The following is a 14,949-nucleotide window of genomic DNA, read 5'->3' as shown; positions in this document are numbered from 1 at the left end:
TTATGATTGAAATTTCTACTATACTTCTTCTCTTTATAGAAATGTAAATATTTAAAATATGTTGCAATAGATCCCACACTTTGACCTAAACGACCTGAACATATACAATAATGTAAGATCATTTAGCTCTCCTAAAAAGAAAGCTTAATTATAACTAACTTTTCAAATGCTTTTTAGGAAATCTCGTTATCGAATAATCAATCAACATAAATCTTTGTGTGTGAAAAATAAGTGGAGGACTATAATGAAACGTCAAATAGAAGATATAGAGTTGCTAGCACCTGCGGGTGATTGGGATTGTATGAAAGCAGCGGTAGCCAATGGAGCGGATGCTGTTTATTTTGGAGTAGATAAGTTTAATGCTCGTGTAAGAGCTAAGAACTTTACAATAGAAGATTTGCCAGAGGTCGTGTCTTTTTTACACACTTATGGCGTAAAAGGGTTCGTTACGTTTAACATACTAGTGTTTGAAGATGAATTAGAAGCGGCAAAAAAATTGGTTGAAGCCTGTATGGATGCAGGAGTAGATGCTTTGATCGTACAAGATTTAGGTTTAGTGAAAATGATTCGCGAAATCTCGCCAGACTTTCCGATTCATGGTTCGACTCAAATGACCATTACTTCTCCTGAAGCGGCTGAATTTACAAAACCTTATGAGATGGAAAGAATTGTGTTAGGAAGAGAAAATAATTTAAAACATATTCAACGAATTGGAGAAGAAGCGAAACTGCCGATGGAGGTTTTTGTTCACGGGGCTCTTTGTGTCTCCTACTCAGGTCAATGTTTAACTTCAGAAATGTGGGGAGGACGTTCAGCGAACCGAGGTGAGTGCGCTCAAGCTTGTAGATTGCCTTATGACATGCTGGTTGACGGTGAACATCAGCCAATGGGAGATGTCACTTATCTTTTGTCTCCAAAGGATTTAGCTGCGATTGAAATTGTACCAGAACTGATTGAAGCAGGGGTGACTTCATTTAAAATAGAAGGTCGCCTTAAAAGTCCTGAATATGTAGCGAATGTTGTGAGTAAATACAGAAAAGCGATAGATCGGTATTTTGAAGGTAAAAATGCAAAACCGAATAAGTATGAAATGCGTGAATTACAGCAAAGTTTTTCTCGTGGTTTTACTTACGGGTTTTTAAAAGGGACGAACAATAAACAATTAGTAGAGGGGACATTTCCTAAAAGCAGAGGCGTCTTTTTAGGAGATGTGAAACAAGTAACCAAACGAGGTGTTGTTTGTAAGTTAGAAGCTCCTTTAAAACGTGGTGATGGGATCGTTTATGATGCTGGTGATCCAACTAAAGATGAAGAAGGCGGACGTATTTATGATTTAATAGTTGATGGTATTAAGTTTGAAGGTGAAGCAAAAGAAGGGCAATTGATTGAAATTGTTTTAGGTCGTAACGATATTAATTTACAAAGAGTTCACATAGGAGATCGTATATGGAAAACAAATGATCCTAAATTAGATAAAATCCTGCGTGAAACTTTTGAAACTGAAAAACCATATCACATTTTTCCATTAGAAGTGATGGTAACTGGTAAAGAGGGTGAACCGCTGACTGCAAAGTTTACAGATATAAAAACTAAACATCAAGTTACAGTTCAGACGGAAAAAATATTAGAGAAAGCCATAAAAAGACCTTTAGAGGATGGAATTTTACAGGATCAATTGGGAAGAATGGGTGGCACGATTTTTTATTTAGAAAATGTGATCAATCAATTAGAAGGACAAGTCATTGTTCCTATCAAAGAATTAAATAAAGTTCGTCGTGAAGCGGTTGAACAGTTAGTAGAAAAAAGACAAGAACCAATTTCATATACAAAACGAGAAGTGGATGTATACGGTGATGCTGTTACAAATCAATCTCAAGCAGGTGATCCTAATTTAGTTGTACTATGTAGAAACCTAGAACAAGTACAAGCTGTATCTGAAACTCATGTTGAGTGGATTTATGCAGATTTTGAATTTATTAAACAATACCCTGCCGCGGTAGATTGTGCTCGTAAAGCTGGGAAGAAAATTACTTTAACAACTCCACGTATTCATATGCCAGGAGAAACAGGTTATTTCAGTCATATTTTAAAGCTGAAACCTGATGCAGTTTTGCTTAGAAATACAGGTGCTGTCCATGAGTTTATAAAAAGAAAAGAGGAAAATCCGACTGAAGAATTCCCATTGATGTTCGGTGATTTTTCCTTAAACATGGCAAATCATAAAACCATTGAACTTTTTCAAAACTCAGGTTTGGATCGCTGTACCCCTTCATATGATCTAAATATTCAGCAAATGATGGATTTATTAGATAAAACAGATACGTCCAAGCTGGAAGTTGTGATACATCAACACTTGCCTATGTATCATACTGAGCATTGTGTTTATTGCACTTTTTTAAGTGAAGGAACAGATTATACGAATTGTGGAAGACCTTGTGAGGAGCATCGTGTTTCTTTAAGAGATCGTATAGGTATGTCACATCCAGTTCGTGTAGATGAGGGCTGTCGGAATACCGTTTATAATGCAATTGAACAGTCTGGGGCAGAGTATTTAAAACATTTCATAAAATCAGGTGTATCACATTTTCGTATTGAATTTTTAGAAGAATCTCCGGAAAAAGTAAAAGAAGTGATAAGCTTATACGAGAAAGCGATTAAAGGTGAAATTAGTGGTACTCAAGTGTGGAGAACATTAAAAGCAACGAATCAACTAGGAGTCACAAGAGGTCAACTTACAAAATAAATATTAAAATATATTTCTCGGGAAATAGACTGCTAAAAAAAGGACGCATGAAAATCCGTCCTTTTTTGTCTATCTTAATAAAACTAACTTTTTCGTAAAATACGTGCATCAAATAAAAACGGTCCGAATGGAACAATTGAAGCTATTCCTGCAAGTAAAGTTCTTTTTAATGGCCATTTATGTTCTGTTGCAACATAAAAAACAGTAAGAATATAAAGAATAAATAAACCTCCATGGATAGCTCCAACAACTGAAACTGCTGAAGGCATTTCAAAAAAATACTTTAAAGGCATCGCAATTAAAAGCAGGATAAGGAAAGATAATCCTTCTGCAAACCCAACATAACGAAAAAACTGAATTGATTTACTCAACTAAAATCTGCTCCTTTTTCTAAATTAAAATCATTATATCAAAAATTGATAGAGTTAAAAGGAGTAAAATGAATATTTTTCGTGACAAATGACGGAGTATTCGTAAATTGAAACTTTTTCCTAATATCTCCGTATGATTATATAGAAAGTTAGCATATATAATAAGAATTCGATTATAGGAGGGGCATGCATGGAACAACCACTAAAAACAAAAGTGGATGAAATGTTAGAACTTTATTTAACAATGGAAAAAGACTTTAGGTGGGAAAACAATCTATCTCTTCACTTTGCTGCACTTACCTATACTCAGAAGAACAATAAATATGTAAAAAGTAGTATTAAAAGTACTAGTGAATACATAAAAAATCAAACTAGACTGTTTTCAAGCTTTAGAGGTAATATGTTTATGATTTCCATGTTGTTGTGCAGTGAATTTGACGATCCAGAAGCACAATTTCTAAAATTGTTAAGTTATGAAAAATGGTTTAAAGAAGCAGGTTTTAAAAATAGTGAGTATATGCCCATTACTTGTTATGCATTATTGTTAACTTGTGAAGAAAACATGCTGCAAGAACGGATAAGGAAATCATTTGAGGTATTTACAGAAATGAAAAAGAATAATCCGTGGATCACAAGTGGAGATGACTATCCATTATGCGTGATGTTAGCTAATTCTGATTCGTCTGTTGAAACAAGTATACAAAATATTGTTGAAGTTTATAGAGCTTTAAATAGACAGGGATTTAGAAAAGGGAATGGTCTACAGCTACTTTCTCACATCTTGTCATTTAGCGATGAGAATATACAAATAAAATCTGAAAGATGTAAAAGTATATTTGATCAATTGAGGAAAAACAAATTGAAGATTGATTCACAGTATTATGCAGCACTTGGATTAATCACCTTATTAGATGATGATCAGCATGAAGTCGTTTCAAATTTAATTGAAGTGACTAACTATTTAAAAGGACTTAAAAAATATAAATGGTTAGGAAGAGGTATGAATGTACTTTTAGCTTCAGTAATCGTGAGTAAGCAATATATTGAAAATAAAAAAGAACAGAACAAATTGATTGATACAACATTAAGTATATCGATCGAAGCATTAATCGCAGCACAGACGGCTGCTGCAGTATCAGCGATTGTCGCAACATCAGTAGCAGCATCAACTATAAATTCACAGTAAAGATATTAGAAGAACACAATAAATAAGGATATACAAGATAAAAGGATCATTGACCAATGTTCATGGTGAATGATCCTATTTGTATTTATCTTTCTTTTACTTATGTGTTAAAACACGTGGAAACAAAATATTGTTTTCTAAATGAACGTGTTGAAAGATATCTGATTCTAATTCTTCTAAACGTTGATATACAAGTCTGTAGGTCCCACAAGCACCACTTGGGGGAGTGAAATCATTCGTAATTTCTCTCAATTCTTTTATACAATCCCCTGCATCGTCATGGTCATCTTCTAATTCTATAATTGCTTTTTTTAATAATTGTAAATCCTCATCAGAATGGGTGTCTTCATATGAAATGATTATTGGAAAAACTTCATTTTCTTCTTTCATTGTATGCTGTTCCAATTCAGTTTTTAGTTGGTGGAACAAAGAATGGACTTTTGCTAAATGTTTCTGTTTAGCTCCATGGACTCTGAAAACCTTTGTAACATATGGACTTAATTGGGGTAATTCTTCATTTAAAAAACGATGATGTGTGTTGATGATATGATTGATTAAAACAGTATTAGAAAATGAATTCCATTCTTTGATTTTTTCTTTAGATCTTATCATATCCTCATAGGATTCGTTTAAAGTTTTTAAAAGGTCAGCCAGTAATATTTCCTTACCCTCAATAGCACTTTTTAATGGTTTGTCTCCCCCACAACAGAAATCAATTTTATATTGTTTAAACAGGTCAGCAGATCTGGGAAACTTCGTAACAATTTCTCCAACAATAGATTGCTCATGAAATGTAGCCTCCATTTGTCTTACCTCCTAAAAAAAGATTAGTACTTTCATACTAAAGATAACGAATAAAAAGACCTCGTGTTGTGATTCGAATCACACCTGAGAAAATCGAATGATCAAACTGAAATTTGCACACAATAAAGTAATGATAATTTAAAATCTATGATCATTAAAGGATTGAATATATGTTGAATAAATGGATCTCAATTACAGTAACTTCAATTGTATTTATCATGTTGATTCTAATTGCGGGTTTGGATCAAAATCCTTCTGAATTAAATAAAACTGAATTTAATCTGAAACCTTTTGACTATAGTTCCACGTCTACAAAACCTGTAGTATTGATTATTGTAGACTCAATAATGGATGAACCATTGCAAAATGCCATTCAAAGTGGTGAAGCTGAGGCTATAAAATATTTGATAGAAAAAGGAAAGTATTATCCTAAAGTAGTCAGTAGTTATCCAACGATGTCTGTTACAATAGATAGTTCAATATTAACAGGGAAATATGCGGATCAACATCAAGTTCCAGGGTTAGTCTGGTATAACGATAAAGAAAAACGTGTCATTACTTATGGAAGTGGAATGAAGGAAATATGGAAGCATGGTATATACCATATGATATTAGATAGTCTAAAATATTTAAACGATAAACATTTAAATCCAAACGTAAAAACAATTTATGAGACTCTCTCAACAAAAGAAATCGATTCAGCGTCAATCAATGGTTTAATTTATAGAGGTATTAAAACTCAAACACTCTTTCTACCGAATACCTTTTCACAATTTAGTAAATTGCCAGACAAAATCAATGTGAAAGCTCCTACTTTTTTTTCATTTGGCAGCATGTCACAAATGAATCCAAATAATCAAAACCATCATGTTTGGCAAAAGTTTGGTTTAAATGATCAATATTCTACGAATGAACTATTATTTTTAATGAACAATGATATCCTACCTCCTTTTTCAATGGTTTATTTCCCAAACAATGATCAAGTTGTACATAAAAAAGGAGTGGATGAAACTGAAGGAATTAAAAAAGTAGATGAGCAGCTACAAAGGATTTTAAATTCGTATCCAACCTGGGACGATGCTATAAAAAAAGTAAATTGGATCATATTAGGGGATAGTGGCCAATCCAAGATAGGTAAAGATAAAGATAAAAATTTAATAAGACTAAAATCATTGTTAAACAAATACCAAATATATGAGTTAGGTTCAGAAGTTAAGGAGCATGATCAGATATTATTAAGTGTAAATGAACGGATGGCTTATATTTATGTATTAGATGACAATATTTCTTTACAGAAAATTGCTGAGCAAATTAAGGAAGATAGTCGAATTGATTTTGTAGCGTGGAAAGACGAAAAATCAGTACACGTACTTTCCCCAGATCATCAGGGAAGTTTAAGTTTTGAATCTAATAATATGATTCAGGATATGTATGCGCAATTCTGGTCAGTAGAAGGGAACTTGGAAATACTTGACCTTGTTCTTAGAGATAATCAGTTACAATATCAAACTTACCCTGATGCGCTTGCCAGATTGTATGGAGCTTTACATTCACATCAAGGTAGGTTTTTAGTAGCAGATGCAAAAATAGAATATGAATTTACAGATGAATACTCTCCTATACATCTAGGAGGAGCAGGTCATGGTTCATTACATGCAGATGATTCGTTCGTGCCGATGATTATAACAGGTACTAACTCATTTCCTAAATATACACGAATAATAGATATTAAGGATTGGATCTTGCAATTGATGGGTATAGAAACTTCCAATAAATAAATGGAGAGTTTAGCTTTATGGAAGTGGCTTCAATATTGAGGGTTACTTGTTGAACTGAATACATGCTGCAGTCGTTGGATTCCTACTTCCATTTGTTCAACACCTGTATATGTGAAATTTAATCTCATTGTATTTTTTTCAGCTTCACCTGTATAAAATACAGTACCTGGGACAAAAGCAACTCCATTTTGGACGGCTCTTTTTAATAACTCTGCTGAGTTTATTGTAGAATCTTCCATAGTCAACCAGAGGAACATCCCACCTTGAGGTTCAATACATTTGGCTGGAATTTCATATTGATGTAATAGATGTGTCATTTTTTCTTTTCGAAGTTTATATTCATTACAGATACTAATAATATGCTGATCAAGATCAAAGTCTTTTAATAAAAAATATAAAGCTTGTTGATCAATCATGCTTGAATGAATATCCGCCGTTTGTTTTGCTTTAGTAATTTGTTGAATAATACGTTGATCACCAATAACCCAACCTGTTCGTAGTGCAGGTGCAACTATTTTAGAAAATGTACTTGTATAAAGAACAGGATTAAAATCATTGGTTGAATGTAAAGAATAGATAGAAGAATAGTCTGCTGCTTTATTAAACTGAATTTCTCCATATGGATCATCTTCAATTAAAATGGTTTCAAACTCTTTACAAATTTGTAGTATTCCTTGTTTTCTTTCACTACTCCATACACGTCCAGTTGGATTTGCAAAGGTAGGGGTAACATAAATGAACTTAGGTTGAAAATGGTTTATTTTTTGTGTTAAATCATTTAGGTCCATTCCGTCATCATCACTGCTAACTTCTACAACATTTGCTCCATAACCCTGAAATACTTGTAGTGCAGCTAAATAAGTTGGATTTTCAATTAGTATAGTGTCGCCAGGATTTATGAAAACTTTTGAGATGAGATCAATTGCTTGTTGAGAACCAGTAGTGATTTGAATTTGATCCAAGTTGGCTTGAATACCCTTTAATAACATCCTTTTGCAGATTTCTTCTCTTAATGGGGTATGACCTTCTGTAATTCCGTATTGAAGTGAATTCTTACCTTGTTCAAAGACTTTAGTAAAAGCCTCTTGAATGGCTTTCTCAGGGAAAAAATCCTCTGCTGGTAATCCCCCTGCGAATGAAATGATATCATTACCCTGAGTTAATTTTAATATTTCACGAGTGGCTAACGTTTTTAATTGTTGAATTGACTCTGAAAAATGGAGTTTCATTCACATTCCCCCTACATGTAATGTTTATATTGATTTTTGCACACAATAACAGAATTTGGCAAGAACATTTTATTTATTGGAACTAAATAATTCCATTGAAATCGATTTTGTTTCATCCATGAAGTAAGTTATAATATTAAAAATTATAGATGAAATAAGCACCACCTAGAAAGGATGTAATATAGATATGGAACAAAAAGATAAAAAAACACGTGTTGTTGTCATAGGAGTGGGTGCAGTTGGATCTACTACAGCGTATACATTGTTACTACGTGAACGTATGACAGAACTTGTATTAATTGATTATAATAAACAAAAAGCTGTGGGTGATGCCCTAGATATGAATCATGGTTTGCCTTTTACTGGTAAAACAAAGGTGTGGGCTGGAGATTACGAGGATTGTGCTGAAGCGGACATAGTGATTATTGCTGCTGGAGCTGCGCAAAAACAAGGAGAAACAAGACTTGATTTATTGAAAAAGAATGTAATGATATTTGATAGCATCATCGAAAATGTAACAAAGTATAATCAACATGGTATTTTATTAATCGCATCAAACCCCGTGGACATTATGTCTTATTTCTCATGGAAAAAGTCTGGATTTCCTAAAAATAGAATTATTGGATCGGGAACACTATTGGATAGTTCAAGATTTAAATATCTTATTGGTGAAAAAATGAATGTTGATCCGCGAAGTATTCATGCAAAAATTATTGGTGAGCATGGTGATTCAGAGGTTCCAGTATGGAGTTTATCTAACTTTGCTGGCATGCCCTTAACGCTTTCTGATGAAGATAAAAAGGAAATTTTTGAAAATACTAGGGATGCAGCATATCAAATCATTCAAGCTAAAGGTTCTACGTATTATGCAATAGCATTAGCTTTGGATAGAATTTGTACAGCTATTTTACGTGATGAAAGTGCAGTCCTTAATGTTTCTACATATATAGAAGATTATCAAGGAGTTTCAGATGTGTATATTGGTGTTCCTTGTATAGTAGATCAATCAGGTATAAGAGAAGTTGTTCCTATAACATTAACAGATGAAGAACAACAAAAATTTCAACAATCAGCTCATAAAATGAAAGAACAAATTGAAAAAATTAATTCAGAGTTAGAGCAAAAATAAACATTTAAAGGAACAAGGAGATTATAAAATGAAGAAAATGTTTATTTTTAGTTTGATCTTTTTGTTAACAGCTTGTAACGGAACGGATGCGCTTGAAAAATTAAAAGACGAATATCCTGAAACTGTAAAAAAAGTTATTGAAGAACTACCTAAAGATATTCAAGATGAAATTGCTGTTCCAACTGAATTTCCATTTGAAGTGAAAAATATTTTTGTCTATCCTCAAAAAGATACATTGACAGAAAATTCTCCTATTTTTTCTACAGAAGTGATATTTGTTGGTGATGAAGTAAATTTACATGTATATTCTGATCATCTGGCAGTTGAAGACTCACCTTCTGATAAAGAACAGATAATAAATTTAAAAGACGGTACATTGGCTTATATTGGTGATATTAGTGAAACATACAAAACAATTCATTGGAATAAAAATGGACAAAAAATCACAATGTTATTTGTCTTCAAACAAGAAAAGAAATTTTCTATGGAGGATTTAATAAAGATCGCAAATTCAATGGAATATTAAGTTGTCATTGATCAGCAACGTATTTAATTACAAAAAACACCCTTAGTGGGTGTTTTTTGTTGCCTTATGGATAAAAAGACCATGGTTCTTAACTCATATTACCAGAACCATAGTCAGTTCCGTTGATGTACGCTGAATTTTTGAAATTTTCTTCACTATCATGTTCTCCAGTATTTACATGTGGTTGGTTGGCTTTTTTTCTATCTTCTTTTAAAGAAATAACAATAGCTGTAATGAAGAAAGAAAAAAGTACTATAAAGATGAATATCCAAAGTAACATTTGAATCACTCCAAATCTTTTATTCAGATTTTTCTATTTTATACCATTTTATAACTGATTTAACATATGTGCAATACTCAAATATCAAGATAATGAAGAATAAAGAAGGGAAACAAATTTACTTTTTAGGTAAAAAGTTATAGTCCTTTATACTGTGGTTCTTCATTTTCTAATTGTTGAACTCTTGTTCCTATTTGATCTACGACTTGTTGTGTGGTTTGAGCGCAATTTTCAAATAAAGTTTTTGCGGCTTGATTTTGAGTGCTTAGTGCAAATTGTTCCAGGCTTGCTTGAGCACTTTTCAATGAAGCTAAACATGTTTTTACATCTGATGCTACAGTCATATTTATACACCTCGTAATTTTAATTTTGTGTAGGATAACGTTATCTATTTTTCATATCAATTTCACACTCATTTTATTTTACCCTATGAGTGACTTTTCTATTTGGAAAAATATTACGATTCATAACATAAGGCAACATTGCAGATAATGAATATTAATCAAGGGAAGGAGTGAATCATTTTGCTGCCTGAATGGATTCAAATTGTTTGGAAGTCTTTAGCGGCGATTATCGTTATGTTTTTGCTAACTCGTTTATTACTTGGCAACAGACAAATTTCAGAATTGAATTATTTTCAATATATTGTGGGTATTACCATTGGGAGCTTGGCTGGATTTAGTTCCATAGATTTCTTGAATTGGGGTACTGGATTAATAGCATTAACTGTTTGGGTTGTAGTTGCATTTTTTATTGAGAAATTGTTATTAAAAAGTAAAAAAATTCGGGATTGGATGGAAGGAAAAGGAACTACATTAATCAAGGATGGCAAAATATTAGAAGATAATATGGAAAAGGTTAAATATAATACGGATGATTTGTTGTCTCAATTGAGAAAGAAAAACGCTTTTAATGTAGCAGATGTAGAATTTGCAGTATTGGAAACTTCGGGAGACCTATCTGTTTTATTAAAGAATGAAAATCAACCTATCACACCTCGACATCTTGGGTTGAAATTACCTAATGAACAAGAATCTCAAACAGTCATCATGGATGGAAATGTGATCAATGAACCATTAGCAACCATCGGATTAAATCGTGAATGGTTACATACGGAATTAGAAAAACTAGGAGTTACTATAGAAAATGTGTTTTTAGCTCAAGTAGATAATTATGGTGAACTCTATGTTGATTTATATGATGATCAGCTTCAAGTTCCACAACCTCAACAAAAGGCTATTCTATTGTCAACATTGAAAAAATGTGCAGCTGATATTGAATTGTTTGGTTTATCTACTGAAAATGAAGATGCAAAAAAAATGTATGAAACTAATTTAATGAAGTTAAACAAAATGATTTCTAGATTAACACCACTTTTAAAATAAGGGGATGTTTTTATGGCGAATAAAAAGAAAAAAACGTTAACTCCTGTACAACAGCAATATCAATCATTTGCAAAGGAGAGGGAACCTCAAAGACCTGTAATTAAAAATTCGATACGTGCATTTTTCGCTGGAGGTATCATTTGTTTGATTGGACAAGGTATTCAAGACGCAATGGTACATTGGTTTCATTTTGAAGAAGACAAAGCTGGGGACCCAACGGTTGCAATATTAATACTTATTTCCATCCTTTTAACCAGCCTAGGTGTATATGATAAATTTGCACAATGGGCAGGAGCAGGATCTGCAGTACCTGTTACAGGATTTGCGAATTCCATGTGTTCTGCAGCTTTAGAACACCGTAGTGAAGGTTATGTGCTTGGCGTCGGTGGTAATATGTTTAAACTTGCTGGTTCTGTTATTGTATTTGGTGTTGTTGCAGCCTTTATTATTGGGATTATTCATATCTTTATAGGAACCGGAGGAGCTTAATTATGTTGCAAGGCCATCAAAGCTGGAAGTTTGAAAATAAACCCGTTATTATCTCAACAGCCACAATAGTAGGTCCTGAAGAAGGAAAGGGACCTCTTGTGAATGATTTTGATATTATTCATGAGGATAATTGGATAGGTCAAGACAGCTGGGAACAAGCAGAGCAAAAATTTATGGAAGAGACTGTGAAATTGGCAATTAAAAAAGCAAATCTTACTACAGATGGGATCGACTTCTATTTAGGAGGGGATCTTATGAATCAGATCATTAGTAACAGCTTTACAGCTAGAACTTTAGCCGTACCTTATTTGGGAGTATTTGGTGCATGTTCAACATCAATGGTAAGTTTATCGTTATCTTCCTTATTGGTTAATTCTGGAGCTGCGAATCATATTGCTTGTGGTGCTTGCAGCCATAACAGTTCTGTGGAAAAACAGTTTAGATATCCTACAGAATACGGTTCACAAAAACCTCCAACAGCACAATATACAGTTACTGGTGCTGGAGCTTCTATCATTGCTAAAGAAGGGAATGGACCTAGAGTCACTGGTGCCACGATTGGAAAAGTGGTGGATATGGGAATTACAGACCCGTTTAATATGGGAGTAGCTATGGCACCAGCGGCAGTGGATACGATTGAGGCTCACTTAAGAGATTTTCAAATTACACCTGATCATTATGATTTAATTGTGACAGGAGACTTAGCAAAAGTGGGGCATCAAATTGCTGCAGATTTGTTTCACAAACATAAAATTCCGATAGATCAAACGGAATTTAAAGATTGTGGATTAATGATTTACGAACTTGATTCTTATTTAATTATTGCAGGTGGAAGTGGATGTGGATGTTCTGCAGTAGTTACATATGGTCATTTAATGAAAAAATTACGTAATGGAGAACTGAATCGAATACTCGTTGTTGCAACAGGGGCATTACACTCCCCTATATCATATCAGCAAGGTGAGAGTATTCCTTGCATTGCACATGCAGTAAGTATAGAAAGTGAATGAGGTGATGAATTGATACAATATTTTTGGGCATTTGTAGTTGGAGGCGGAGTCTGTGTGATTGGACAATTTCTATTGGATGTAGGAAGAATGACCCCAGCACACACGATGAGTACACTTGTCGTAGCAGGCGCAGTACTTGATGGTATTGGCTGGTATGAACCTTTTGAGGATTTTGCAGGAGCAGGTGCTACTGTACCGATTACAAGCTTTGGGAATGCACTTGTACACGGGGCATTAGCTGAGTTAGAAAGAGATGGTTATATAGGTGTCATAACAGGGATTTTTGAGGTAACAAGTGCTGGTGTCTCAGCAGCTATTATATTCTCTTTTCTTGCTGCACTGGTGTTTAAACCTAAAGGATAACTTCATAATTGATAAAACAGAACCTGCTTCCTATTTTTAACTTTACAAAAAAAGGAAGCAGGTTAAATCCGTTATGATTGCAATTTTTTCATAGCTTCAGCACTCATTTTCTCTGGATTCCATGGCGGATCCCAAACAAGATCAACATCAACTTTATTTATATCTTCTAAGCTTGCAACAGCAGCCTCTACGCCACTTGTAATACTATCGTGAAGGGGGCAACCAGGTGTTGTAAGTGTCATTTTGATATATACATTATTATGTTTGTTGATTTCTACTTCATAAATCAAACCTAAATCAACTACATTAATATTTAGTTCTGGATCAATGACAGATTTTAACTTTTCGTAAATCTTATCTTTTAAACTCATTTATAAAACCTCCATTTTCATAATTAAAATTTTACTTTCTTAGCACATTAATAATGGCAGCACTATAGGTAATTGAAAGGAACACTAAAATTCCTTGAAAAAAATAAAATCCTAATAGCCAGGAAAACAGAATAGCAAAACCTACACCCAAAACAGTTATAATAAATGAGAAAAATAGAAAGGCTCCTAATTTTTCATTAGCTATATTTTTTAAAATGGGTACATCTGTTTTACCTACTTGTTCACTATATCGATGTGTCCACCACAGAAATGGAACAATTTTGTATAAATACCCCATAATACTAAATATGATCCACCCAAAAATATAAAGGTAGATGAGTATGCCAATAATTGAGATGGAAATTTCAAAGAACAAAACATAAAACATTGCTATAAGATGAAGGATCCAGCCAAATAAAATTCCAATCAGTGAAAATACAAAAGCTCGATCAAGATTTTTCTTTAGACGTTTTTTTAAGATGTTTTTCATGTGTAAGATAAATATACTGAACCCAATCAAAAGTAAAATAAAACCAAATTTTAATATTATTTTACTATCCAGTGAAAAAGATAAAACAGATATCAATAAACCTGAAACGTAAGTGCAGTATACATACATACTCAATTTCATGGAATAGCCGTGTGATAATGAAAACATGGGGATCATTTTATAAGAAAATCCAAAAATTAAAAGTGTAAACCAACCAGCCAACCCTAACAAAATATGTGTTTTTAACACAGTAAAATGATTGATAAGGTCGATATTTAAACCTAAATTCACTGTTAATAATATTCCTAAGCAGATTGTTAACAACAAACAAATTAAAGCGGTGCCTACAAATACTGTTAAGATGTTCTTATTTGATTGTTTTTTAATTGTTTTCCACATTTGAAATAAAAACATAAGAATTCCAAGCAGGGTTAATCCGCCAGAATACATGGCATATTCAAGGTAATAAGCAAGGGAGACTGAAAAACTTAGAATACCCATAGCGGAGATGAAAAATTGCAAAAAGCCAAACTTTTCACTCCAGATTGGGGTTAGAAAAACGACAGGAACTAGTTGATACATAGCCCCCATTGCAACCATCATTACAAAACCAAGCAATAATAAATGAGCTGTCATCCATATTTCTGGTGTACGATAAATTCCCTGTATGATCATTTCCCCATTAAGGAACAAAACGAATTGCGAAATAATCAATGCCATTAAGCTATATAAAATAAAAGATAACGGAAGTACAATATTTGTTTTTGTTCCAGTAGTTAAAGAAGGGTTCATTCG

General features: G+C 33.2%; 16 protein-coding genes. 9 read left to right on the top strand and 7 right to left on the bottom strand.

What is annotated here, in order from left to right:
- Positions 1 to 244: 244 nt before the first annotated feature.
- Positions 245 to 2,743: a U32 family peptidase gene (locus tag EPK97_RS03355; protein WP_162035168.1), complete on the top strand. Its 2,499-nt coding sequence runs from the start codon at positions 245 to 247 to the stop codon at positions 2,741 to 2,743.
- A gap of 83 nt (positions 2,744 to 2,826) precedes the next feature.
- Here EPK97_RS03355 and EPK97_RS03350 read toward each other — a convergent pair whose 3' ends face one another.
- Positions 2,827 to 3,114 carry a DUF3817 domain-containing protein gene (locus tag EPK97_RS03350; RefSeq protein WP_162035167.1) on the bottom strand — a complete coding sequence of 96 codons (288 nt, stop codon included), beginning with the start codon at positions 3,112 to 3,114 and terminating at the stop codon, positions 2,827 to 2,829.
- 190 nt (positions 3,115 to 3,304) lie between these two features.
- Between EPK97_RS03350 and EPK97_RS03345 the strand changes: the two genes are divergently transcribed.
- Entirely contained in the window at positions 3,305 to 4,300 is a 996-nt protein-coding gene (locus tag EPK97_RS03345) for a DUF4003 family protein (protein ID WP_162035166.1), read from the top strand.
- A 96-nt stretch (positions 4,301 to 4,396) separates the two neighbouring features.
- Here the strand turns inward: EPK97_RS03345 and ric are convergent, their stop codons facing one another.
- A complete protein-coding gene (ric, locus tag EPK97_RS03340; RefSeq protein ID WP_162035165.1) occupies positions 4,397 to 5,104 on the bottom strand; it encodes an iron-sulfur cluster repair di-iron protein in 708 nt (235 codons plus the stop codon).
- A gap of 173 nt (positions 5,105 to 5,277) precedes the next feature.
- Here ric and EPK97_RS03335 point away from each other — a divergent pair, with 173 nt between their 5' ends.
- Positions 5,278 to 6,882, top strand: coding sequence for an alkaline phosphatase family protein (locus tag EPK97_RS03335; RefSeq protein ID WP_162035164.1), 1,605 nt, complete (start codon positions 5,278 to 5,280; stop codon positions 6,880 to 6,882).
- Between the two features lie 29 nt (positions 6,883 to 6,911).
- Here the strand turns inward: EPK97_RS03335 and EPK97_RS03330 are convergent, their stop codons facing one another.
- Complete coding sequence (locus EPK97_RS03330; protein WP_162035163.1) at positions 6,912 to 8,111, bottom strand: aminotransferase-like domain-containing protein; 1,200 nt, start codon at positions 8,109 to 8,111, stop codon at positions 6,912 to 6,914.
- A gap of 187 nt (positions 8,112 to 8,298) precedes the next feature.
- Here EPK97_RS03330 and EPK97_RS03325 point away from each other — a divergent pair, with 187 nt between their 5' ends.
- Complete coding sequence (locus EPK97_RS03325) at positions 8,299 to 9,240, top strand: L-lactate dehydrogenase (protein WP_162035162.1); 942 nt, start codon at positions 8,299 to 8,301, stop codon at positions 9,238 to 9,240.
- A gap of 28 nt (positions 9,241 to 9,268) precedes the next feature.
- Entirely contained in the window at positions 9,269 to 9,766 is a 498-nt protein-coding gene (locus EPK97_RS03320) for a hypothetical protein (RefSeq protein WP_162035161.1), read from the top strand.
- Between the two features lie 88 nt (positions 9,767 to 9,854).
- On the opposite strand, the gene EPK97_RS03315 is transcribed toward EPK97_RS03320, so the two are convergent.
- Positions 9,855 to 10,046 carry a hypothetical protein gene (locus tag EPK97_RS03315; protein WP_162035160.1) on the bottom strand — a complete coding sequence of 64 codons (192 nt, stop codon included), beginning with the start codon at positions 10,044 to 10,046 and terminating at the stop codon, positions 9,855 to 9,857.
- Positions 10,047 to 10,183: 137 nt separating this feature from the next.
- Entirely contained in the window at positions 10,184 to 10,390 is a 207-nt protein-coding gene (locus EPK97_RS03310; protein WP_160646325.1) for a DUF1657 domain-containing protein, read from the bottom strand.
- A gap of 183 nt (positions 10,391 to 10,573) precedes the next feature.
- Between EPK97_RS03310 and EPK97_RS03305 the strand changes: the two genes are divergently transcribed.
- From EPK97_RS03305 to spoVAE, 4 genes are read left to right on the top strand one after another with little or no spacing between them, the layout of a single operon-like run.
- On the top strand, positions 10,574 to 11,431 hold the full coding sequence (locus EPK97_RS03305) for a DUF421 domain-containing protein (RefSeq protein WP_162035446.1): 858 nt from the start codon (positions 10,574 to 10,576) through the stop codon (positions 11,429 to 11,431).
- A gap of 12 nt (positions 11,432 to 11,443) precedes the next feature.
- Entirely contained in the window at positions 11,444 to 11,920 is a 477-nt protein-coding gene (gene spoVAC, locus EPK97_RS03300; protein ID WP_162035159.1) for a stage V sporulation protein AC, read from the top strand.
- A 2-nt stretch (positions 11,921 to 11,922) separates the two neighbouring features.
- The gene (gene spoVAD, locus EPK97_RS03295; RefSeq protein WP_162035158.1) at positions 11,923 to 12,930 is read left to right on the top strand and encodes a stage V sporulation protein AD; all 1,008 of its coding nucleotides are present in this window, start codon (positions 11,923 to 11,925) and stop codon (positions 12,928 to 12,930) included.
- 12 nt (positions 12,931 to 12,942) lie between these two features.
- The gene (gene spoVAE, locus EPK97_RS03290; RefSeq protein WP_162035445.1) at positions 12,943 to 13,293 is read left to right on the top strand and encodes a stage V sporulation protein AE; all 351 of its coding nucleotides are present in this window, start codon (positions 12,943 to 12,945) and stop codon (positions 13,291 to 13,293) included.
- Between the two features lie 71 nt (positions 13,294 to 13,364).
- On the opposite strand, the gene EPK97_RS03285 is transcribed toward spoVAE, so the two are convergent.
- Together EPK97_RS03285 and EPK97_RS03280 are read right to left on the bottom strand one after the other, a co-directional pair.
- Positions 13,365 to 13,664, bottom strand: a complete 300-nt coding sequence (locus EPK97_RS03285; protein WP_162035157.1) for a metal-sulfur cluster assembly factor — start codon at positions 13,662 to 13,664, stop codon at positions 13,365 to 13,367.
- Positions 13,665 to 13,695: 31 nt separating this feature from the next.
- Positions 13,696 to 14,946 (bottom strand): hypothetical protein, encoded by a 1,251-nt coding sequence (locus tag EPK97_RS03280; RefSeq protein WP_162035156.1) that lies wholly within the window; start codon positions 14,944 to 14,946, stop codon positions 13,696 to 13,698.
- Positions 14,947 to 14,949: the final 3 nt, after the last annotated feature.

This window comes from Chengkuizengella sediminis, from assembly GCF_010078385.1.
GTDB lineage: Bacteria > Bacillota > Bacilli > Paenibacillales > KCTC-33759 > Chengkuizengella > Chengkuizengella sediminis.
Note: the sequence above shows the minus strand (reverse complement) of the source record. Positions and strands in the feature narration are given on the sequence as shown.